The sequence below is a fragment of the Microvirga medicaginis genome (assembly GCF_052658925.1).
Map to the genome: position 1 here is coordinate 70955 of NZ_JBQWEL010000002.1, position 19530 is coordinate 90484.

Below are 19530 nucleotides of genomic sequence, written 5' to 3' on the forward strand. Positions count from 1 at the left end.
TTTCGCCCGGTTTTAGGGGAGTAAGACAGGGCTCAACTTGACTTGGACCGCCTAAATCGCCAGTGTCCGCCCGCTCCGGCGAGGCTATTCAGTCACGCCGGCTTCCATTTTCCATAGAGTCTGATGCGCAGTTATCTCGATTTCGAAAAGCCCGTCGCCGAGCTCGAGGCGAAGGTCGAAGAGCTCCGGGCCCTTGGTGAGAGCCGGGATGCCGTTTCCATCACGGACGACGTCTCGCGCCTCGAGGCCAAGGCGGCCGAGGCCCTGAAGGATCTCTATTCCAGGCTCACGCCCTGGCAGAAGACCCTGGTCGCGCGCCATCCGCAACGGCCCCATTTCGTGGATTACTGCGCGGGCCTGATCACCGAATTCACGCCGCTCTCCGGCGACCGCAAGTTTGCCGAGGACGAGGCCATTCTCGCCGGTTTCGGCCGCTTCCGGGGCCAGCCCGTCTGCGTTCTGGGCCAGGAGAAGGGCCACAACACGGAAACCCGCATCCGGCACAATTTCGGCATGGCTCGCCCCGAGGGCTACCGCAAGGCCGTGCGCCTGATGGAGATGGCGGACCGCTTCGGCTTAGCCGTTCTCTCCTTCGTGGACACCGCCGGCGCCTATCCTGGCATCGAGGCGGAGGAGCGCGGGCAGGCCGAGGCCATCGCCCGCTCGACCGAGATGCAGCTGGGACTCGGCGTGCCGAACGTCTCCATCATCATCGGCGAGGGCGGTTCGGGCGGCGCGATCGCGATCGCCACCGCCAACAAGGTGCTGATGATGGAGCACGCCATCTACAGCGTGATTTCGCCGGAAGGAGCGGCCTCGATCCTCTGGCGCGACGCGGCGCGTGCCCAGGACGCCGCCACCAATATGAAGATCACCGCCCAGGACCTCCTGCGGCTCGGCATCATCGACGGCATCGTGACCGAGCCCGTGGGCGGCGCCCACCGGGACCCGGAAGCCGCCATTCAGGCCGCCGGCAATGCCATCGAAGAAGCCCTCCACGATCTCGGCAATATGGGTCCCGCGGAAATTCGGGATCACCGGGCCGAGAAGTTCCTCAATATCGGCCGCAAGCTCTAGGCCGCCGATAATTCCGCTGCTGTGAAGCACAGCTCCTTGAGAAGCGAAATGGCCGGGACAAGCCCGGCCATGATGTGGAGGGCTTGGAGCCCGGTTGCAATCTCTCGCCCCCGCAAGGGAGAGGAGAAAATTGAGCGGCCTCAATGCCCTTCCGGCATCAGAATACCTCCGGAGAGGTGCCCCGTCGGGACGATAAACCCAGCAATACATTCCCTCCGAAGAGACGAATTTACCTCCCATTAACGATGACTCCATCACGGCCCCGCTTGCAGTAAGGGGCAGTTAAGGCTAACGATTTAGGGGTTAAGGGGAACTGTCAGGCATAACGTCGGCAGATCAGAAATTGCGGGGTCCCCCATGTTGAAGCGTATCGCATTGGCCGCGAGCCTGGCGCTCGCGCTTGCTGCCTGCCAGGACGAGAATCTCTCCCGAGGCTCAACGCGCCACCTTGCACCGATTCCGCCGGCCGCCATGGCGCTCATGTCGGCCAAGGGCATGTCCAAGGACGATCCCATCCTGATCCGAGCCTATAAGAAGGAATCGGAGCTGGAGGTCTGGAAGCGCGGCTCCAACGGCAAGTATGCCCTGCTCAAGACCTATCCCATCTGCCGCTGGTCCGGCCAGCTCGGCCCCAAGACCCGCGAAGGCGATCGTCAGGTACCGGAGGGCTTCTACACGGTGACCCCGGCGCAGATGAACCCGAACTCGAACTATTACCTGTCGTTCGATACCGGCTATCCGAACGCGTTCGACCGTTCGCTGGGCCGTAACGGCGGCGACATCATGGTCCACGGCTCGTGCTCCTCGCGCGGCTGCTTCGCCATGACGGATCAGAACATCGCCGAGATCTACGCCATCGCCCGCGAGGCTTTCGCCAGCGGCCAGCGCGCCTTCCAGTTCCAGTCCTATCCGTTCCGGATGACGGCCGAGAACCTGGCCAAGCATCGCCTCGACCCGAACATGACCTTCTGGAAGAACCTGAAGGAAGGCTCCGACACCTTCGAGGTGACGAAGGAAGAGGTGCAGGTGGCGGTCGCCAACAACCGCTACCAATTCGGCAAGGACACCTCCGTGGCCGAGGCTGTGATGCAGAAACAGCAACAGGACGAGAAGGAAGTGGCCGACCTCGTCGCCCGGGGCACGAAGCCGATCAAGCTCGTCTACAGCGACGGCGACACCCACGAATCCTTCCGCACGGCGCTCGCCAATGCCTCCGGCGTGTCCGACAGCAAGCTCGGTTACGTGAGCCGCACCGAGGGCATCTCCTCCGGCCCGCAGCAGGTCGCGCTCGACGACAGCGGCCGCGAGAAGATCGATACCCCGGCGACGGCCCTTGCCTTCGCTTCGATGAAGGAAGCGCCGGCCGAGGCTCCGCAACCGAGGGCCGTCGCTGCAGCACAACCCGTTGCCGCCGCTCCCGCCGCTGCGGCGACCGCATCGGCCTCGCAGGAGACGCCCTTCTACAAGAAGATGTTCGGCGGCGTCGCCGATCTCTTCAGCACCTCGTCCTCGCAGCCCGCCGCCGAGACGGCCCAGGCCGCACCGGTGACCACACCTGCAGCCGCTCCGGCGCGCGCAAAGGCTCCGGTGAAATCGCAGAAGCGGGCTGAGGCCACGACCGGCGTGAAGGTGGCTCAGGTCAGGAATTGAGCTGTGTGACAGTCTGAAAATCCCGAAAGCCCGCCGAAATGGCGGGCTTTTTGTTGGCGTTTCGGATCTGCCGTGAATTGCTTGGCGCATCGTGCGGAACCGGAGGCCCGCGTCAGCGACCCGAAGGGCCGCGTCAGCGAAAAGTGGATCCGGTTCCGCTTTCAACGATGTGCTCTCTATAGAAGGCAGCATCGGATCGAGCCCAAAAGTGCATTCCACTTTCCCCCCGATGCTCGAGCAACCTACCCTTCGCGAGCGAATTGAGGATCGGAGGCTCATTGTGTTCGACGATCCAAGCATCATCTCCCTGCCGAAGCCGCTGCAGCATCGGATCGACAGCTTCGCCCGGTCGCTTCTTCAGCCAGCCCGAGCCTTCGATTTTTCCACCCCGCCTTGTGAGCCCGCGCTGGTCTCTCCGGAATCCGTCTCCTGGCGTATCTTCAAGAATCCCGTCTCCGTCTTCATTGGCGGAGTGGCGGCGGTCCTCCTCGAGTTCGGGGAGTCGCGCGTCCGCGACGGTGTCTGGCAGCACAGCAGCTTTCGGACGGATCCGCTCACCAGGCTGCAGCGCACCGGCCTTGCCGCCATGATCACCATCTACGGCCCGCGCAGCAAGGCGGAAGCCATGATCGCGGGCGTTGTCCGGCGGCATGACCGCGTGACCGGGCAGACCCGCGAGGGCGAACCATATCATGCCAATGACCCGGTGCTGCTCGACTGGGTCCAGGCGACGGCCGGTTTCGGCTTCACCGAGGCCTACCATGCCTATGTGAGACACCTCACCGAGGACGATCGCCGCTCGCTGTTCGCGGAATCCGCCCCGATCGCGCGGCTCTATGGGGCCGTGGGAGCCCCCGCGTCGCGGCAGGAACTCGACCTTTTGTTCGAGGCCATGAAACCGAGACTCGCCGCCTCATCGATCATCTTCGAGCTTCTGGCGATCATGACGCGAACCCTGATCCTGCCTGCGCCGGTCCGCCCGATGCAAAAGGTGATGCTCAAGGCTGCGGTCGAGATTCTCCCGCTTTGGGTGCGCGAGCGGCTTGGGCTCGAAGGCCAATGGGCTCTCAATCCTGTTGAGCGCGCCCTTGTTCGCACCATGGCCGAGGCGAGCGACCGTCTCGTTCTGCCGTCGTCGCCAGCCGTTCAATCATGCCGCCGCCTCGGCCTGCCCGACGATTATCTCTATCGCAGCTAGCAGGACCTGCATCCATTCGGCGGGGATGCGGGACGTTATGAGCCCTGCGGCCGCTCATGCCCAATGCCACATGGCATCGTAATGGCTTTGGACTTGTTGCGGCGTCAGCTCGTAATCGTAGATTGCGACCTTTCCGATCGCTCCCATGAAGAAGGAGCGAAAGTCCCGGGTTCCGACGCGCAGCGGAGCAGTGCCGTCACTGGGATCGACTTGATGGGGACCCGACGGCAAGGTCTCCAGCAGGGAATCCATATCGTCCCATGGATTGGGAGACGGGTTGCTCCCATTAATGTAGATCTTGGTATATCCCGGGTCTGCCGGATCCAGGGGCGTCGTGTTGATCACGAAAACATAATGGATCCATTTGCCGGCTTGTACCTGAGTCTCGTCCTGGAGATACGATCCGATTCCGCGCGGATCATCCATGTTGTAGCCATACCCGGAAATCCGTCTGGCGCGATCCTCAGCATTGACGTCGCTATAGATGCGGGCGTGCCATTCCATCTCCCCAGGCTCTCCTTTGCCCATCCAATGAACATAACCCTCGGTCTCGTCACCGTCGTTCGGAAACATCGTGGTATCCGGGCGCAGCCACGCTTCGATAGTCAGGATGCCTGTGTGCGGGACGGAGAGATCGGGCGCATCCGGGAATTCGAAATAGCTGGTTTCCCCGTTGAAGACGGGAACCCGGTCGCCATTCGGCATCACCGCCACCGTGGCGATGTTATGATAGGTCCCGCTGCGGTCCAGATGGGCGCGATCGACTTCGGTCATCGATCGGATCGCCTCCGATAAGGGGAGAAAAAGCGTTGGGCGATCGGCGAGAACGGTCTCGTCATAGACGCTTCTGCCCATCGGCGAGATATCGCGTCCCGGGATGAGTTCGGCAGGCTTGTTGGACAGCAGAATCGAGAACTCAGCGTCCGGATCGCGATCGGTATTGCCGGACAGGATACCGGTCGTCGGATCATAGCGAAGCTGTCCGGGCCCGCTGAACGGAGCATCGCCGGGCACCAATGCCGTAAAGGCATTGAGACCGGACTTCACGCTGTTCGCGTCGATGGATGACAGATCGATCCTGTCCTGCCCGGGGACAAAGTCGGTAATGACGTCGGGACGAGCAGTCGGCGTATCCTGAATGGAGAATTTGAAGATATCGCGGCCAGCTCCCCCCGTCAGCCGATCGGCATCAAGGCCCCCGATCAGTCGATCATCGCCAGCACCTCCGTTGAGCACATCGCGCCCGGTTTCACCGAGAAGAGTGTCATTATGGTCTCCGCCGATGAGACGATCGTTGCCGGTGCCGCCGTAAAGCACGTCCAGCCCGGCTTCACCCATGAGAACATCGTTATGATCGCCGCCCTTGAGTTTATCGTTGCCGGTGCCGCCATAAAGCGTATCCAGTCCCGCGTCGCCCATCAGAACATCATTGTGCGTGCCTCCCTTGAGCCGATCGTTGCCGGTACCGCCATAGAGCACATCCTGTCCCGCATCGCCCACGAGAACATCGTTATGATCGCCGCCGATGAGACGGTCGTTGCCGGTGCCGCCATAGAGCGTATCCGGTCCGAGACCGCCGAGAAGGCTGTCGTTATGCCCACCGCCGACAAGCAGATCGTTTCCGACACCTCCATTGAGCGTATCATGCCCAAGACCTCCAATGAGGGTATCGTTACCCTCCGCTCCTTTGAGAACGTCCCGCCCGGAGCTGCCAACGATCCTGTCGTTCTTCATGCTGCCGGCGAGAGCAAAGGATGCCGAGATCTTGCCCTCTAGACGCACGGGTGCTCGAGCCCAAGAGGTCTCGACCGAATTGCTGGTCGAAGCCCGGAAGACATCGGCATCCGTGAGGATGTGCTTGCGTACCGGAATGTCTTTGCTGTCCGCGAAAATATCAGTTGGTCTTTTTGCCGTGCCGGTAGAACGATCTGCGTCGGTGTTCTCCGTGAGAAGAGACGCGGCGATCAAAGGCTTGATCTCGGTAAGGGCGTTTTCCTCATCAGCATGCATATCACAGCTCCCGCTCGCAAAATCGGGCCTTATGGTTCAATGATCTCCCGAGTCTGAGCTGTTGTAGAGCTATGTAGTATCATTTCAATGACACGACGATCGATGGCATGGGACATCGTCGGTTCCACACCAAGCATACAAACTTTAAGTTGTATGAAGAATGACGCGGCAACTTCAGAGAATCTGCCGCCATCCGGGGATGTGCCTAGGGTGACCTAGGCACATCGTAAGAGGACTCAAGCCACGAACTGGCCGTGGCAGTGCTTGAACTTCTTGCCCGAACCGCAGGGGCAGAGTTCGTTGCGGCTGACCCGGCCCCAGGTGGAGGGGTCGTTCGGGTCGCGCTGCGTTCCGGCAGGCGTCTCGGCGGCAGCGGCGGCGAAGCTGCGCACACCGCCCTCGCCGAAGGCCGCGCCCTGCGGCATGTCGAACTCGTTCTCGCCTGTCGCCGGGTCGAGATGCTGCGGGAACATGGGCGGCAGCGTCTGGGCCTCGGGCTGCTGGAACACAACCTGAATGCGCATGAGCTGCCCCGTCACCTGCTCGCGCAGATGAGCGACCATATTGTTGAAGAGCTCGAAGGCTTCCGACTTGTACTCGTTGAGCGGATCGCGCTGCGCGAGACCGCGCCAGCCGATGACCTGACGCAGGTGGTCGAGGGTCACGAGGTGCTCGCGCCAGAGATGATCGAGGCTCTGCAGCAGAACCTGCTTCTCGACATAGTTCATCACCTCGGCGGAGTTTGCCTCCACGCGCTGCGCATAAGCCTCGTCCGCAGCCTTCATGATGCGCTCGCGGATCTCGTCATCCGCGATGCCTTCCTCCTTCGCCCATTCCTCGACCGGCAGGTCGAGGTTGAGGAAGTTCGCGACGTTTGCTTTCAGGCCCTGAATATCCCACTGTTCCGCATAGGCGTTCTCGGGGATGGCGCGGGCGACGATGTCCTCGACCACGCCATGACGCATGTCGTCGATGGTGTCGCGCACGCTCTCTTCCGCCATGAATTCCTTGCGCTGTTCGAACACGACCTTGCGCTGGTCGTTCATGACGTTGTCGTATTTCAGGATGTTCTTGCGGATGTCGAAGTTGCGCGCCTCGACCTTCGCCTGCGCACGCTCGATGGCCTTGTTGATCCACGGATGGATGATGGCCTCGCCTTCCTTCAGACCCAGCTTCTGCAGCATGCCGTCCATGCGGTCGGAGCCGAAGATGCGCATCAGGTCGTCCTGAAGCGACAGATAGAACTTGGAACGGCCCGGATCGCCCTGACGGCCCGAGCGACCGCGCAGCTGGTTGTCGATGCGGCGGGACTCGTGACGCTCGGTGCCGAGCACGTAGAGACCGCCGGCTGCAAGTGCCCGCTCCTTGAACGCCGCGATCTCGTCGAGAATCTCCTTCTCGCGGCGTGCACGCTCTTCGCCTTCCACATCGACGAGCTCGCGCTCGATACGCATCTTGGCGTTACCGCCGAGCTGGATGTCGGTGCCGCGGCCTGCCATGTTGGTGGCGATCGTGATGGCGCCCGGCACGCCGGCCTGAGCCACGATGAAGGCCTCCTGCTCGTGGAAGCGGGCGTTCAGCACCGCGAAGTGCTTGGTGCCGCGACCGGCGCGCGCATCCTTGTAGAGAGGTTCGAGCGCCTGCGGGTTCTCGAAGTCGATGAGCTTGTAGCCTTCCTTGATCAGGAGCTCGGCGAGATATTCCGACTTCTCGATCGAGGTGGTGCCCACCAGGATCGGCTGGCCTTTGGCCGAAGCGGCCTCGATGTCGCGGATGACGGCCTGGTAGCGCTCTTCCGCCGTGCGGTAGACCTCGTCGTCATCGTCGACGCGGGCGACGGGACGGTTGGTCGGGATCTCGACCACTTCGAGGTTGTAGATTTCCAGGAACTCGTCGGCTTCGGTGGCTGCCGTACCGGTCATGCCGCCGAGCTTCTCGTAGAGACGGAAGTAGTTCTGGAAGGTGATGGAGGCGAGCGTCTGGTTCTCGGGCTGAACCTGCACGTGCTCCTTCGCTTCGAGCGCCTGGTGCAGGCCTTCCGAATAACGGCGGCCCGGCATCATGCGGCCGGTGAATTCGTCGATGATCACTACTTCGCCGTTGCGGACGATGTAGTCCTTGTCGCGCTGGAACAGGGTATGGGCGCGAAGCGCCTGGTTCATGTGGTGAACGAGGGTGGCGTTCTGCGCATCGTAGAGGTCGCCCTCCGTGAGCAGGCCCTCGGCGCGCAGAAGCTGCTCGATCTTCTCGGTGCCTTCTTCGGTGAGCGCCACCGAGCGCTGCTTCTCGTCGAGCTCATAATCGCTCTTGTCGAGGCGCGGGATGACCTTGTCGATGGCGTTGTAGAGTTCGGAGCGATCGTCGAGCGGACCGGAGATGATGAGCGGTGTGCGGGCCTCGTCGATGAGAATCGAGTCGACCTCGTCGACGATGGCGAAGTTGTGTCCACGCTGCACCATCTGCGCCATCTCGTACTTCATGTTGTCGCGCAGATAGTCGAAGCCGTACTCGTTGTTGGTGCCGTAAGTGATGTCGGCGGCATAGGCCTGGGCCCGCTCCTCATCGTCGAGGCCGTGGACGATCACGCCGACGGAGAGGCCGAGGAAGCGATAGATCTGGCCCATCCATTCGGCGTCGCGCTTGGCGAGGTAATCGTTCACCGTCACCACATGCACGCCCTTGCCGGCAAGCGCATTCAAGTAGACGGGCAGAGTCGCAACCAGGGTCTTGCCTTCACCGGTGCGCATCTCGGCGATGGAGCCCTCGTGGAGCACCATGCCGCCGATGAGCTGCACGTCGAAGTGGCGCTGACCGAGGGTGCGCTTGGCGGCCTCGCGGACCGTGGCGAAGGCGGGGACCAGGATGTCGTCCAGGGTCTTGCCCTGGCTAAGCTGGGCTTTGAACTCTTCCGTACGGCCCCGCAGCTGCTCGTCGGACAGGGCCTCCAGCTCGGCCTCCAACGCGTTGATGGCCGCGACCTTGGGCCGGTAGGACTTCAGCCGGCGATCGTTGACCGAGCCAAAGATTTTCTTCGCGAGAGAACCGAACATCGAGAGCCTTCGAAAATTCCAGAATTCAGGAGATAAGGGGCGTTTGGGCCGCCTTATAGACCTAATTATGCGGAAGCGCATCTTAAAGGCTGTGCCTGAATGGCGCAGCCTTAACTTCCACAGGCAGCCTTTAGAATAAGGCCACGCTGTGGGGGATGCTGTCGCATAAATATGCCATCGCTTGCAAACGTAAACAGGTTAGGCCATCTCATCGTTGCAGTCCGTGGGCCCACCAGTGCCCACCAGAGGAACGTCCATGTCTTATCTTACGGTTCGTAAAAGCCTTCTCGCCAGTCTTGTCGCCCTCGGAGCCGCCCTGCCCCTGATGGCCGGTGCCGCCCTTGCCCAGACGCCCCCGGCCTCGGCGACTTCGCCCGCGGCCGTGCCCGCCATCGACCCCGCCAAGGTGGTCGCCCGGGTGAACGGCATCGAGATCACGGAAGGGGATCTGGCCATCGCGGCCGAGGACCCGGCTCTCCAGATGCCGAACGTGCCCGACGAGCAGAAGCGCGAGATGCTGACCGGCTACCTGATCGACCTGAAGCTCGGCTCCAAGGCAGCCGAGGCCGCGAAGATCGGCAGCGGCGCGGATTTCGCCCGCAAGCTCGCTTACAACCGGGACAAGACCCTGCTGGACGAATATCTCGACCAGACCGCCAAGAAGGCCGTGACCCCGGAAGCCGCCCGCAAGCTCTATGACGAGACCGTCAAGAACATCCCGGCCGAGCAGGAGGTTCGCGCCCGCCACATCCTCGTGGAAAACGAGGACGAGGCCAAGAAGGTCGCCTCCCGCGTGAAGGGCGGCGAGGACTTCGCGAAGGTCGCAGGCGAGGTGTCCAAGGATCCCGGCTCCAAGACCGATGGCGGCGATCTCGGCTTCTTCACCAAGGACCGCATGGTCGAGCCCTTCGCCGAAGCCGCCTTCAAGCTCGAGCCCGGCCAGATCTCCGATCCGGTGAAGAGCCAGTTCGGCTGGCACGTGATCAAGGTCGAGGAGAAGCGCACGAAGCCTGCGCCGTCCTTCGAGGAGACCAAGGATCAGGTGGAAGCCTATCTCGGCCGCAAGGCGCAGCAGGATCTCATCATGAGCCTGCGCAAGGACGCCAAGATCGAGAAGCTCGACGACAAGGGCAACCTCGTCGAGCAGAAGCAGCAATAAGCGCGTTTCGCATGATCAAAGGGCGGCCTTCAGGGCCGCCCTTTTTGTTTCTAGCTCTGTCGAGTGTCATTCCCGGCCAGCGCAGCGGAGGGGAAGGGAATCCACTCTCACGTGCAACACCATAGACCCCCCTTCCCGGTCCTATGGACCGCCGGGGATGACAGCGGCTGAGCAAGCCGCCGTCACTTGTTCGTCCGGCCTATGCGGTTTGGATCGATGCCGCCTTCGCGGTTCGTCTCATTCTCAATATCGCCCTGGAAGGTCGAGCCGCCGTCGAGATTGCGCGGATCCTCGCCGGTCATGTAGGAGCCTTTGGATCGCCCGATCCCCGGATCGGCATTGAGGTCGCTGAGCGGCCGTTCCTGGGGCTTGGTCTTGGGGTGCTTGCCGGTCATGCCAGCCTCCATGGTTTTCAGACTGGGTCAACGAGGACACAGCATCCGCGTTCCTTGCGTTCTGCGGCCTCGCTTTCTGCAGCTTTGACTTGACAAAAAGCCTTAAAAAACCACAGGTCGCCTTTCCTAAACGGTATTCCATCCGCTCACGCCTCGAGACCCTCAGCATGTCCAAAACCGTGTCTCCGCTCGCGCCCAAGACATTCCCGACCCTTCCCGCCATCGAAGGCGTCCGGCTGGCAACGGCGGAGGCCGGCATCCGATACAAGAACCGAACGGACGTGCTCTATGTGACGCTCCCGAAGGAGACCACGGTGGCGGGCGTGTTCACACGCTCCAAATGCCCCTCGGCTCCGGTCGACTGGTGCCGCAAGAATCTTGCCAAGGGCGCGGCGCGCGCGCTCGTGGTCAATTCCGGCAATGCCAACGCCTTTACGGGCAAGAAGGGCGCGGAAGCGGTGAAGCTCACCGCCGAGATCGCCGCGGAGGCCGCAGGCTGCCGCGCCTCTCAGGTCTTCATCGCCTCCACCGGCGTGATCGGCGAGCCGCTCGACGCCACCAAGTTCCAAGGCGTGCTGGAGGCGTGCGAGAAGAAGGCAAAGCCCAGCGCGTGGCTCGATGCCGCAAAAGCCATCATGACCACCGATACCTTCCCGAAGGTGTCGACCCGCACGGCGACCATCGGCGGCGTCGAGGTGACGATCAACGGCATCGCCAAGGGCGCGGGCATGATTGCGCCCGACATGGCGACCATGCTCTCCTTCGTCTTCACCGATGCGCCGATTGCGGCCCCCGTTCTGCAGGCCCTGCTCAAGAAGGGCGCCGACAAGAGCTTCAACTGCGTGACGGTGGACAGCGATACCTCCACCTCCGACACCCTGCTCTTCTTCGCGACGGGTGCAGCCGCCAAGCGCGGCGCACCGGCGATCTCCCTGCCGAGCGACCGACGCCTCAAGGAATTCCGTGCGGCGCTCGAAAGCCTGCTCTGCGATCTTGCTCGGCAAGTCGCCCGCGACGGCGAGGGGGCGCGCAAGTTCCTGACCGTGAAGGTGACGGGCGCGACGGGTGCCACATCGGCCAAGCGCATCGCCATGGCGATCGCCAATTCGCCCCTCGTCAAGACGGCGGTGGCCGGTGAGGATGCGAACTGGGGCCGCGTGGTGATGGCCGTCGGCAAGGCGGGCGAGCCTGCCGAGCGCGACAAGCTCGCCATCTGGTTCGGCGATATCCGCGTGGCGGTGAAGGGCGCGCGCGACCCGGAATACAGCGAGGCGAAAACCTCTGCCTACATGAAGGGCGACGAGATCACGATCCGCGTCGATCTGGGCCTGGGACGCAGCGAGGCCACAGTCTGGACCTGCGACCTCACCAAGGCCTACGTGGAAATCAACGGTGATTACCGCAGCTGATCAACGTCAGGGAACGACGGTGATCGTTCGCTTGATCGTGACCCGCATCGGGCCGCCATATTGACCAGTGCCGATGAAGGTATAGGCAAACTCGTCCGATCCCTGATAGCCGGGCTTGGCGACATAATAAGGTGCCAGGCCCTGCACACCGGCTTTCCCGATCCTAGGCTGCTGGGAAATCACTGTTTCCTTAATAGCGCCCGGGATGCCGCTGATGTTGAAGGCACAACCTTTGCCGGCCTTCACGGTCATCGCCCCCTCGACCTCGGCGATTTCGCTATTGAAGTAGATTGGCGCACCCGAGCAGTTTTGGGCGAAGGCTGAGCCTCCCCAAAGGCAGCAGGCAACGAGAGTGGAAACGGCAAGCGGAGCGATCTTAATCACAGGAACCTCGACGAAACGATGGTCGATGCGTTTTTGGTCGTAGAATACGTTATATAGTTTTATTGATCAAGCGCACGAAATACGTTTCGCCGCCCTCCAAAAGCGCGATATGACAACCGCGCTCAAACCGATCCTCTACAATCAGAAGCCAGAACCCTCGTGTCCCCTCTCAAGCTCACCCTCGTCGTCGCCGTCGCTCTCGTCGACACGGACAACCGGATCCTTCTGGCGCAGCGCCCGGAGGGAAAGCAGCTGGCTGGGTTGTGGGAGTTTCCCGGCGGCAAGGTGGAGCCCGGCGAGCGGCCGGAGGAGACGCTGATCCGCGAGCTGCGCGAGGAGCTCGGCATTACGGTGAAGGAGCCCTGCCTTGCGCCGCTCACCTTCGCAAGCCATGCCTATGAGAGCTTCCACCTTCTCATGCCGCTTTACATCTGCCGCCGCTGGGAAGGCTTCGTGCAGTCCATGGAAGGGCAGGCCCTGAAATGGGTGAAACCGCAGGAGCTGCGCCTCTATCCCATGCCGCCGGCCGACGAGCCGCTGATTCCCTTCCTGCTCGATCTCCTCGGCTCTTAAGGCTTGAGCATGTCCCTCGACAAAGCCGGTGCGGCTCCCGCCCCGACGCCAGCTTTCATTCTGTCCAATCTCCTTGCCTGCTCCTTTCTCTGGGGCAGCGCCCTTCTGTTCGTGAAGCTGAGCGGAGACCTCAACCCCTTTGTCCTGGCCGCCATGCGCGGCGTAATCGGGGGCACGACTTTGGCTGCGTGGTTCATGCTCCAAGGCAAGAACATCCTGCCGCAGCGCCATGAATTAAAGGTCTGGGCCTTCCTCGGCACCTTCAACGGCTGGCTCCCCAATGTGCTCGTGGCTTATGCGCTCACGCAGATCGCGACCGCGCCGGCGGCGATGATCCAGGCCTCCTCCCCGCTCATCGTCGCGGTGATCTCCCATCTGATGTTCGCAGACGAGCGCTTGAGCCTTCAGCGGCTGTTCGGCGTTCTCGTCGGCTTCATCGGCATGGGCATCCTCATCGGCCCGGCAGCACTGCCGGATAGCGGCATCAATCCCCTTGGCATCATCGCCATGGTGCTGGTGGCCTGCAGCTATGCGGCGGCGAATGTGTATGTGCGCACGGTCAAGAATGTGGACCCGGCGCGCATGGCGCTGGGCCAGCAGATCGGCTCCGGCTCTGCCGCGATCGTGCTGGCGCTTGCGGTCGCAGGACCGCCGGCCTTCGCGCCGGTGCCGCTCCATATTGCACCTCTGCTCGCTCTGGGCGCGATGTCGACGGCGTTGCCGATCCTGCTCTTCATGCACATGATCCGCCGCACGGGACCGACGCGCGCTTCGATGGTCGGCTATCTCGCGCCGGTCTGGACCATTCTTCTGGCGGTTCTGTTTCTGAGCGAGAGCGTGGGCTTGCGCGAATTGCTCGGCGGCGCGGTGGTGCTCTCGGGCGTCGCGCTCGTTTCCTTGACGGGAAGGCTCAGGCCAGCGCGTTGAGCGCCTCGCGGGTTCTGGCTGGAATGTCGACGGGGCGTTGCGTCGCCCGGTCCACATGCACATGAACGAAATGCCCCTGGGCTGCCGCAAGCTCCGCGCCTTCCTTGAAGATGCCGATCACATAGCGCACCGATGAGCGGCCGAGATGCGCCACGCGGATACCGGCTTCCAGCGTCTCAGGGAAGGCGACGCTCTCGAAATAGACGCAGCCGGTTTCCACCACGAGTCCGATCACGGGACTATGGACGATATCGAGCAATCCCTCCTCGATAAGCCAGCCGTTCACCGCGGTGTCGAAGTAGGAATAGTAATGCACGTTATTCACGTGGCCATAACCGTCATTGTCCATCCAGCGCGTGGCAATGGGACGAAAGAGCGTGAAGGCGGAGCGGGAAAGCCGCGCGGGACGTTCGGACATGAGGCCTCTCACCAGGCCGCTTCGTAGATCGCGCGTGCGTCATCCAGAGACAGCGGACGCGGGTTGTTCACGAGAAGGCGGGTCTGCTTCATCGCATCCTCGGCCAGCAACGGGAGCGCATCCTGCGGAATGCCGACATCGCGCAGGCGCGGCTGAAGGCCGACCTTCGTGCTCAGCATTGCAAGCGCCTCGACGAAAGCGTCGGCACTCGCGCATCCTTCGAGATCCGGGAAGGCATGCGGCGCAAGCTCCGCATAAGCGATCTCGCAGGCGCTCGCATTGAAGCGCAGCACATGCGGCAGCACGAGCGCATTGGACAAGCCGTGCGGCACGCCGAAGTGACCACCGATGGGATAGGCCAATGCATGGACTGCGGCGACGGGCGAATTGGCGAAAGCCTGCCCCGCGAGCATGGAACCGAGCAGCATGGCAGCCCTCGCCTCGCCGTCCAGGCCGTGATGCACGGCGCGCTCGATATTGCGCCCGAGCAGACGCAGCGCTTCTTTCGCGAGCGCTTTCGAGACCGGATTGTTGTTCGCGCTTGTGGAGGTATAGGCCTCGATGGCGTGAACCATCGCGTCGATGCCGGTCGCCGCCGTCACATGCGGCGGAAGATTCAGCGTGAGATCGGGATCAAGCAGCGCGATGTCGGGAATGATGAGGGGCGAGACCACGCCCTTCTTCTCGTGCGCGCCGGTGGTGACGATCGAGATCGGCGTCACCTCCGATCCGGTCCCCGCCGTCGTCGGAACGGCGAGAAGCGGAAGCCTCGGCCCCTTCGCGACGCCGACACCATAGATGTCAGCAAGTTTCTCGCCGCTGCGAGCGAGCAGCGCGACGAGCTTCGCCACATCGATGGACGAGCCGCCGCCGAAGCCTATCACGGCCCGCGCATCGAAGGCCCGTGCTTTCGCGACCGCCGCCAGCACGACCGCCTCGGGCGGGTCGGCCACAACGCCATCGAACACATCGGCCGCAACGCCTGCTTCCTCCAGCGCGTGCAGAGCCTTTTCGATGAGACCCGCCTTCACCAGCCCGGCATCGGTGACGAGCGCGACACGGGGTCCGAGATGCTGCGCCGCAATCTCGCCGATGCGCGCAATGCTGCCGGAACCGAAGACGAAGGATGGGGCGGTGTTGAACGTGAAGGGCGTCATGGGGTCACTCGGTTTTTCAAGCAGAGTGGCCCGGAGGCGCGGGGTCAGCAAGCCCCACTAAAGCATCGAACCCACCAAGTGGATTCCACTTTCGGGATCAATTCGATGCTTCCTTTCTGGACAAGCCCATTCGCCACAGGCGCGACCTCGTCTGCCTTACCGGGGATGAACCGGAGCAGGCGCAAGGCTTCTCAGTCGCGGAATTCCTCGATGTCGTCGACCTTCTCCGGATAGAAGGCGATGTGCTCCTTGATGGCGGCGACGGACGGCGCCGGTTCCTCGTAGCTCCAGGCGGCGTTCTCTCGCACGAGCCCACCGCCCGAGACGGTGAAGTACGAGGCATCGCCCTTGTAGGGGCAATGGGTCTGGTGATCGGTGGCATCGAGCAGGTCCATGCGGACATCCTGGCGGGGGATGTACTGCACCGGCGGGAGCGAGGCTTCCTGGAGCGTGAGGGCCTGCGTCGTCTCGGCGATGATGAAGCCGCCGAGCATGACCCGAATGCGGTGCGGGTTCTTCGTGATCGTGATCGGATGGTCCGGGCCGGGCTCTTTCATGACATAGGGCTCTTCAGGGGGCTGTCTCGACAACTGAGATAGCGCAGCCCGGTTGCAGCTGAAGATCCCGATACGAAAGATCATTCCTTCTTCTGCGGTGCGGGCTCCCCCTCCTTCACGCCGAGCGCATCGGCCAGCCGCATCTTGGCGGAGCCTGGCCGCAACGGCTTCTGCTGGCTCTCATGCGGCGTCCAGCCGGAAAGCCACACAATCTCGAAGGTGGCGGAAATGCGCCCGTCCGGATCGGCGAAGCGCTCCGCATAGACCTGAGCCGCCCGCATCAGCGTGCCGCGCTTGAGCGGCGTCCGGCGGCGGTCGTTGAGCGCATTGGTCAGCCCCATCGCGCGCAGGTCGCGCATGAGAGCGAAGGCATTGGCGTAGCGCACGCGGATGACGTCCGAATCCGCGACCGGGAGAGCAAAGCCCGCCCGCTGGAGCAGACCTCCGATATCGCGCAGATCGGCGAAGGGCGCCACGCGCGGGCTGACCCCGCCCTCCATCTCGGCCTCGGCCTGGGTCAGGGCCTGCCGCAGTTCGGTGAGGGTGGAGCCACCGAGCAGCGCTCCCATGAAAAGGCCGTCGGCTTTCAGAGCGCGGCGGATCTGGATGAGCGCGCCCGGCAAGTCGTTGACGCCCTGGAGCGCCAGGAGCGACACCGCAAGGTCGAACTGCTCGCCGGAAAATGGCAGCCGCTCCTCGTCGCCCCACACGCTCCCCGCCTCGGGGGTCGGGGAGAGACGCACGACCTTCTCCGCAAGGCCGTTCTGCAACAGAGCCTTGGCCGCCGCAGGGGTCGGCGTGCCCACATCGAGGGCGACCGCGAAGGACCGCAGCACCGTCGAGAGCCGTTCCTGCAGATCCTCCACGGTCCGGACCAGGAGGAAATCGGCATAGCCGACCTTCAGCGCCCGAGACAGGCGCTGGCGGGCGAGGGAACGGTCGAAGACGTCAGGTGTGCTCATAAGGCGCTCGATATGGCGTGCCGAGGCGCGAGAGCCAAGCGATTTTCAGAAAGAGCACCGTCTTTCTTCCCTTTCCCCTTGCAAAGAGGGAAACACTGTCTCGCTCTCATGGCCCATATCCGCTAAGCTTGGCCGATGAGCGATCTCATCGAGATGCAACGGTTGCGGTTTTCCACCCGCCTGCTCCATGCGGTACGGACAGCCTTCCGCTCGACTTTGGGACTCCTCTATCCGCCCACCTGCATTGCCTGCCAGGCCGCCACGGGCGAGGCGCACGGTCTGTGCGCCGCCTGCTGGTCCGGCATCCGCTTCATCGAGCGCCCGTTCTGCGAACGCCTCGGGACGCCCTTCCAGGTCGATCTCGGCCAGCCCCTCCTCTCGCCTGCCGCCATCGCCGATCCGCCGGTCTTCGGGCACGCCCGGGCGGTCGCTGAATATGACGGCACCGCAAGCCTGCTCGTGCACCGGCTCAAGTACAACGATCGCTTGGAACTGGCCTGCGCCCTGGGCAGCATGATGACCCGGGCAGGCGCAGAGCTTTTGGGCGAGGCCGATGTGATCGTGCCCGTCCCGCTTCACCGCTGGCGTCTGTGGCGGCGGCGCTTCAACCAGGCCATGGCTCTGGCGAAGGTCGTGTCCCGGGAAAGCGGCGTGCCCTGCGATCCTTCGCTTCTCGCGCGCGTCAGGCGCACCCGCCGTCAGGTGGGGCTCACCAAGGCGCAGCGGCAGGATAACCTGCAGGGCGCCTTCCGCGTGCGGCAGGAGGCCAAGGCCCGGCTGACGGGCAGAAGGGTGCTCCTCATCGACGACGTGCTGACCACCGGTTCAACGGCCAATGCCGCCTCGCGGGCCCTTTTGAGAGGCGGCGCGGCCTCGGTGGATATTCTGGCCTTCGCGAGAGTTGTGCAGGAGTTGTGACAGAGCCCTGATTATCCCTATATCTAGGCACAACGTTCGGAGACATTCATGCCGTCCATCACGATCTACACCAAGGGCTGGTGCCCCTATTGCTCGGCCGCAAAACGGCTCCTCGGCGAGAAGGGGGTCGCCTTCACCGAGATCGATATCGAAAAGAAGCCCGAGGCGCGGGCGGAGATGATCCAGAAGGCCAATGGGCGCACCACCGTGCCGCAGATCTTCATCAACGAAAAGCATGTGGGCGGCTGCGACGACCTCTATGCTCTTGACGACCGGGGGCAACTTGAGCCCCTTCTGCAGGCCTGACGGAGACAACCTTCCATGAATCCTACCCGCTTCACCGCTGCCTGCATCCAGATGCGCTCCGGCCGCGACGTTCTGAAAAACCGCGATGCCGTTGTCGCCCTCGTGCGCGAAGCTGCCGAGAAAGGCGCGCATTTCGCCCAGACGCCGGAAATGACCTCCCTCGTCTGCCGCGAGCGGGCTGAAATGTTCGAGAAGGTCGGGCCGCAGGCACAGGATCCGGTTCTCGCCGCCTTGCGCGAGGTGGCGCGGGAAAAGGGCATCATGGTCCAGATCGGCTCCATTGCCGTGAAGGAGGGCGACAAGGTCGCCAACCGCGCCTTCCTCATCGATACGGACGGCGAGATCGTAGCAAGCTACGACAAGATCCACCTCTACGACGTCGACCTGCCGAACGGCGAGAGCTGGCGCGAATCGGCGACCTATACCGGCGGCAGCAAGGCGGTTCTGGCCGAGACGCCCTGGGGCTATCTCGGCATGACTATCTGCTACGACGTGCGCTTTGCCGCGCTCTACAAGGCGCTGGCCGAGAACGGCGCATCGTTCCTCTCGGCTCCCGCCGCCTTCACCAGGCAGACGGGCGAGGCGCATTGGAACATCCTGCATCGCGCACGGGCCATCGAGACCGGCTCTTTCATGATCTCCGCCGCGCAGGGCGGGTTGCACGAGGACGGCCGCGAGACCTTCGGTCATTCGATCATCGTCGATCCCTGGGGCCGCGTCCTGGCGGAAGGCGGCACGGAACCCGGCGTGATCCTGGCCGAGATCGATCCTGCCCTCGTCGCGGAGGTGCGCGGGCGCATTCCGACGCTCAAGAATGCGCGCCCCTTCAAGGTGGAGGTCGTGCCGGCTTCTGAAACTCTCGGTCGGGCGGCTTCCGCCTGACCGGTTTTGTTGCGTGTAGCGAAACCTAACAAGGACATGATCAAATACGCTCTGGCCTGCGAGCAGGCCCACGAATTCGAGAGTTGGTTTCCTTCAAGCGAGGCGTTCGAGACGCAGCGCAAGCGCGGCTTCGTGACCTGCCCGTTCTGCAACTCGTCAAAAGTGGACAAGCAGATCATGGCGCCCTCCATTGCGCGCACGGACAAGGCGCCTGCCGCACAGCCGGAGGCGCAGCCCGTCGCGGTCCTTTCCGACCAGGAGAGGGAGCTTCGCGCCACGCTTCGCACTCTGCGTGAGCACGTGATGAAGAATGCGGAGAATGTCGGCAAGGACTTCGCCGATGAAGCCCGCAGGATGCATTACGGCGAGGCGGAGGAGCGCTCGATCTACGGCGAGGCCGACCTTAAGGAAGCACGCGCTCTGCTGGAAGAAGGAATCGACGTCCTGCCGATTCCCGTCGTGCCGGATGACCGGAACTAGCCGCTCGCTCGGCGGCCA

19 protein-coding genes are annotated in these 19530 nt (G+C 63.1%); 11 read left to right on the top strand and 8 right to left on the bottom strand.

Annotated elements, in window-relative coordinates; all coding sequences use genetic code 11:
- Positions 1 to 123: 123 nt before the first annotated feature.
- The 3 genes from ACUXUR_RS03410 (at position 124) to ACUXUR_RS03420 (ending at position 3925) form a co-directional block, all read left to right on the top strand.
- Positions 124 to 1077: an acetyl-CoA carboxylase carboxyltransferase subunit alpha gene (locus ACUXUR_RS03410; protein WP_445500941.1), complete on the top strand. Its 954-nt coding sequence runs from the start codon at positions 124 to 126 to the stop codon at positions 1075 to 1077.
- A gap of 357 nt (positions 1078 to 1434) precedes the next feature.
- Positions 1435 to 2727 (top strand): L,D-transpeptidase family protein, encoded by a 1293-nt coding sequence (locus ACUXUR_RS03415; RefSeq protein ID WP_445500942.1) that lies wholly within the window; start codon positions 1435 to 1437, stop codon positions 2725 to 2727.
- 280 nt (positions 2728 to 3007) lie between these two features.
- Complete coding sequence (locus tag ACUXUR_RS03420) at positions 3008 to 3925, top strand: oxygenase MpaB family protein (RefSeq protein WP_445500943.1); 918 nt, start codon at positions 3008 to 3010, stop codon at positions 3923 to 3925.
- A 54-nt stretch (positions 3926 to 3979) separates the two neighbouring features.
- Here ACUXUR_RS03420 and ACUXUR_RS03425 read toward each other — a convergent pair whose 3' ends face one another.
- Together ACUXUR_RS03425 and secA are read right to left on the bottom strand one after the other, a co-directional pair.
- Entirely contained in the window at positions 3980 to 5935 is a 1956-nt protein-coding gene (locus tag ACUXUR_RS03425; RefSeq protein WP_445500944.1) for a M10 family metallopeptidase C-terminal domain-containing protein, read from the bottom strand.
- Between the two features lie 236 nt (positions 5936 to 6171).
- Complete coding sequence (secA, locus tag ACUXUR_RS03430; protein WP_445500945.1) at positions 6172 to 8985, bottom strand: preprotein translocase subunit SecA; 2814 nt, start codon at positions 8983 to 8985, stop codon at positions 6172 to 6174.
- 256 nt (positions 8986 to 9241) lie between these two features.
- Between secA and ACUXUR_RS03435 the strand changes: the two genes are divergently transcribed.
- Positions 9242 to 10144 (top strand): peptidylprolyl isomerase, encoded by a 903-nt coding sequence (locus ACUXUR_RS03435; RefSeq protein ID WP_445500946.1) that lies wholly within the window; start codon positions 9242 to 9244, stop codon positions 10142 to 10144.
- Between the two features lie 182 nt (positions 10145 to 10326).
- Here the strand turns inward: ACUXUR_RS03435 and ACUXUR_RS03440 are convergent, their stop codons facing one another.
- Positions 10327 to 10539 carry a hypothetical protein gene (locus tag ACUXUR_RS03440; RefSeq protein ID WP_445500947.1) on the bottom strand — a complete coding sequence of 71 codons (213 nt, stop codon included), beginning with the start codon at positions 10537 to 10539 and terminating at the stop codon, positions 10327 to 10329.
- 167 nt (positions 10540 to 10706) lie between these two features.
- Here ACUXUR_RS03440 and argJ point away from each other — a divergent pair, with 167 nt between their 5' ends.
- A complete protein-coding gene (argJ, locus tag ACUXUR_RS03445; RefSeq protein ID WP_445500948.1) occupies positions 10707 to 11948 on the top strand; it encodes a bifunctional glutamate N-acetyltransferase/amino-acid acetyltransferase ArgJ in 1242 nt (413 codons plus the stop codon).
- Positions 11949 to 11954: 6 nt separating this feature from the next.
- Here argJ and ACUXUR_RS03450 read toward each other — a convergent pair whose 3' ends face one another.
- The gene (locus tag ACUXUR_RS03450; protein WP_445500949.1) at positions 11955 to 12332 is read right to left on the bottom strand and encodes a hypothetical protein; all 378 of its coding nucleotides are present in this window, start codon (positions 12330 to 12332) and stop codon (positions 11955 to 11957) included.
- Between the two features lie 159 nt (positions 12333 to 12491).
- Between ACUXUR_RS03450 and ACUXUR_RS03455 the strand changes: the two genes are divergently transcribed.
- A complete protein-coding gene (locus tag ACUXUR_RS03455) occupies positions 12492 to 12905 on the top strand; it encodes a (deoxy)nucleoside triphosphate pyrophosphohydrolase (protein WP_445500950.1) in 414 nt (137 codons plus the stop codon).
- Positions 12906 to 12914: 9 nt separating this feature from the next.
- Positions 12915 to 13832: a DMT family transporter gene (locus ACUXUR_RS03460; protein ID WP_445500951.1), complete on the top strand. Its 918-nt coding sequence runs from the start codon at positions 12915 to 12917 to the stop codon at positions 13830 to 13832.
- Here ACUXUR_RS03460 and ACUXUR_RS03465 read toward each other — a convergent pair.
- From ACUXUR_RS03465 to ACUXUR_RS03480, 4 genes are all read right to left on the bottom strand, one after another.
- Entirely contained in the window at positions 13816 to 14250 is a 435-nt protein-coding gene (locus ACUXUR_RS03465; RefSeq protein WP_445500952.1) for an acyl-CoA thioesterase, read from the bottom strand. The genes ACUXUR_RS03460 and ACUXUR_RS03465 overlap by 17 nt on opposite strands.
- Before the next feature lie 8 nt (positions 14251 to 14258).
- Positions 14259 to 15407, bottom strand: coding sequence for an iron-containing alcohol dehydrogenase (locus ACUXUR_RS03470; protein ID WP_445500953.1), 1149 nt, complete (start codon positions 15405 to 15407; stop codon positions 14259 to 14261).
- A gap of 191 nt (positions 15408 to 15598) precedes the next feature.
- Positions 15599 to 15964, bottom strand: a complete 366-nt coding sequence (locus ACUXUR_RS03475; RefSeq protein ID WP_445500954.1) for a DUF427 domain-containing protein — start codon at positions 15962 to 15964, stop codon at positions 15599 to 15601.
- 80 nt (positions 15965 to 16044) lie between these two features.
- Complete coding sequence (locus ACUXUR_RS03480) at positions 16045 to 16926, bottom strand: methyltransferase domain-containing protein (RefSeq protein ID WP_445500955.1); 882 nt, start codon at positions 16924 to 16926, stop codon at positions 16045 to 16047.
- 153 nt (positions 16927 to 17079) lie between these two features.
- On the opposite strand from ACUXUR_RS03480, the gene ACUXUR_RS03485 reads away from it, so the two are divergent.
- The 4 genes from ACUXUR_RS03485 to ACUXUR_RS03500 are packed head-to-tail and all read left to right on the top strand — an operon-like array spanning position 17080 to position 19512.
- Positions 17080 to 17844 carry a ComF family protein gene (locus ACUXUR_RS03485; RefSeq protein ID WP_445501263.1) on the top strand — a complete coding sequence of 255 codons (765 nt, stop codon included), beginning with the start codon at positions 17080 to 17082 and terminating at the stop codon, positions 17842 to 17844.
- 48 nt (positions 17845 to 17892) lie between these two features.
- On the top strand, positions 17893 to 18150 hold the full coding sequence (gene grxC / locus ACUXUR_RS03490) for a glutaredoxin 3 (RefSeq protein ID WP_445500956.1): 258 nt from the start codon (positions 17893 to 17895) through the stop codon (positions 18148 to 18150).
- A 15-nt stretch (positions 18151 to 18165) separates the two neighbouring features.
- Complete coding sequence (locus ACUXUR_RS03495) at positions 18166 to 19032, top strand: carbon-nitrogen hydrolase family protein (RefSeq protein WP_445500957.1); 867 nt, start codon at positions 18166 to 18168, stop codon at positions 19030 to 19032.
- 36 nt (positions 19033 to 19068) lie between these two features.
- The gene (locus ACUXUR_RS03500) at positions 19069 to 19512 is read left to right on the top strand and encodes a DUF1178 family protein (protein WP_445500958.1); all 444 of its coding nucleotides are present in this window, start codon (positions 19069 to 19071) and stop codon (positions 19510 to 19512) included.
- Positions 19513 to 19530: the final 18 nt, after the last annotated feature.

What these genes read in the sequence shown, in the direction of transcription:
- ACUXUR_RS03410 (WP_445500941.1), top strand. Translation starts at nt 124, where the DNA reads ATGCGCAGTTATCTCGATTTCGAAAAGCCCGTCGCCGAGCTCGAGGCG.
- ACUXUR_RS03415 (WP_445500942.1), top strand. Translation starts at nt 1,435, where the DNA reads ATGTTGAAGCGTATCGCATTGGCCGCGAGCCTGGCGCTCGCGCTTGCT.
- ACUXUR_RS03425 (WP_445500944.1), bottom strand. Translation starts at nt 5,935, where the DNA reads ATGCATGCTGATGAGGAAAACGCCCTTACCGAGATCAAGCCTTTGATC.
- secA (WP_445500945.1), bottom strand. Translation starts at nt 8,985, where the DNA reads ATGTTCGGTTCTCTCGCGAAGAAAATCTTTGGCTCGGTCAACGATCGC.
- ACUXUR_RS03435 (WP_445500946.1), top strand. Translation starts at nt 9,242, where the DNA reads ATGTCTTATCTTACGGTTCGTAAAAGCCTTCTCGCCAGTCTTGTCGCC.
- ACUXUR_RS03440 (WP_445500947.1), bottom strand. Translation starts at nt 10,539, where the DNA reads ATGACCGGCAAGCACCCCAAGACCAAGCCCCAGGAACGGCCGCTCAGC.
- argJ (WP_445500948.1), top strand. Translation starts at nt 10,707, where the DNA reads ATGTCCAAAACCGTGTCTCCGCTCGCGCCCAAGACATTCCCGACCCTT.
- ACUXUR_RS03460 (WP_445500951.1), top strand. Translation starts at nt 12,915, where the DNA reads ATGTCCCTCGACAAAGCCGGTGCGGCTCCCGCCCCGACGCCAGCTTTC.
- ACUXUR_RS03465 (WP_445500952.1), bottom strand. Translation starts at nt 14,250, where the DNA reads ATGTCCGAACGTCCCGCGCGGCTTTCCCGCTCCGCCTTCACGCTCTTT.
- ACUXUR_RS03470 (WP_445500953.1), bottom strand. Translation starts at nt 15,407, where the DNA reads ATGACGCCCTTCACGTTCAACACCGCCCCATCCTTCGTCTTCGGTTCC.
- ACUXUR_RS03475 (WP_445500954.1), bottom strand. Translation starts at nt 15,964, where the DNA reads ATGAAAGAGCCCGGCCCGGACCATCCGATCACGATCACGAAGAACCCG.
- ACUXUR_RS03480 (WP_445500955.1), bottom strand. Translation starts at nt 16,926, where the DNA reads ATGAGCACACCTGACGTCTTCGACCGTTCCCTCGCCCGCCAGCGCCTG.
- ACUXUR_RS03485 (WP_445501263.1), top strand. Translation starts at nt 17,080, where the DNA reads ATGCAACGGTTGCGGTTTTCCACCCGCCTGCTCCATGCGGTACGGACA.
- grxC (WP_445500956.1), top strand. Translation starts at nt 17,893, where the DNA reads ATGCCGTCCATCACGATCTACACCAAGGGCTGGTGCCCCTATTGCTCG.
- ACUXUR_RS03495 (WP_445500957.1), top strand. Translation starts at nt 18,166, where the DNA reads ATGAATCCTACCCGCTTCACCGCTGCCTGCATCCAGATGCGCTCCGGC.
- ACUXUR_RS03500 (WP_445500958.1), top strand. Translation starts at nt 19,069, where the DNA reads ATGATCAAATACGCTCTGGCCTGCGAGCAGGCCCACGAATTCGAGAGT.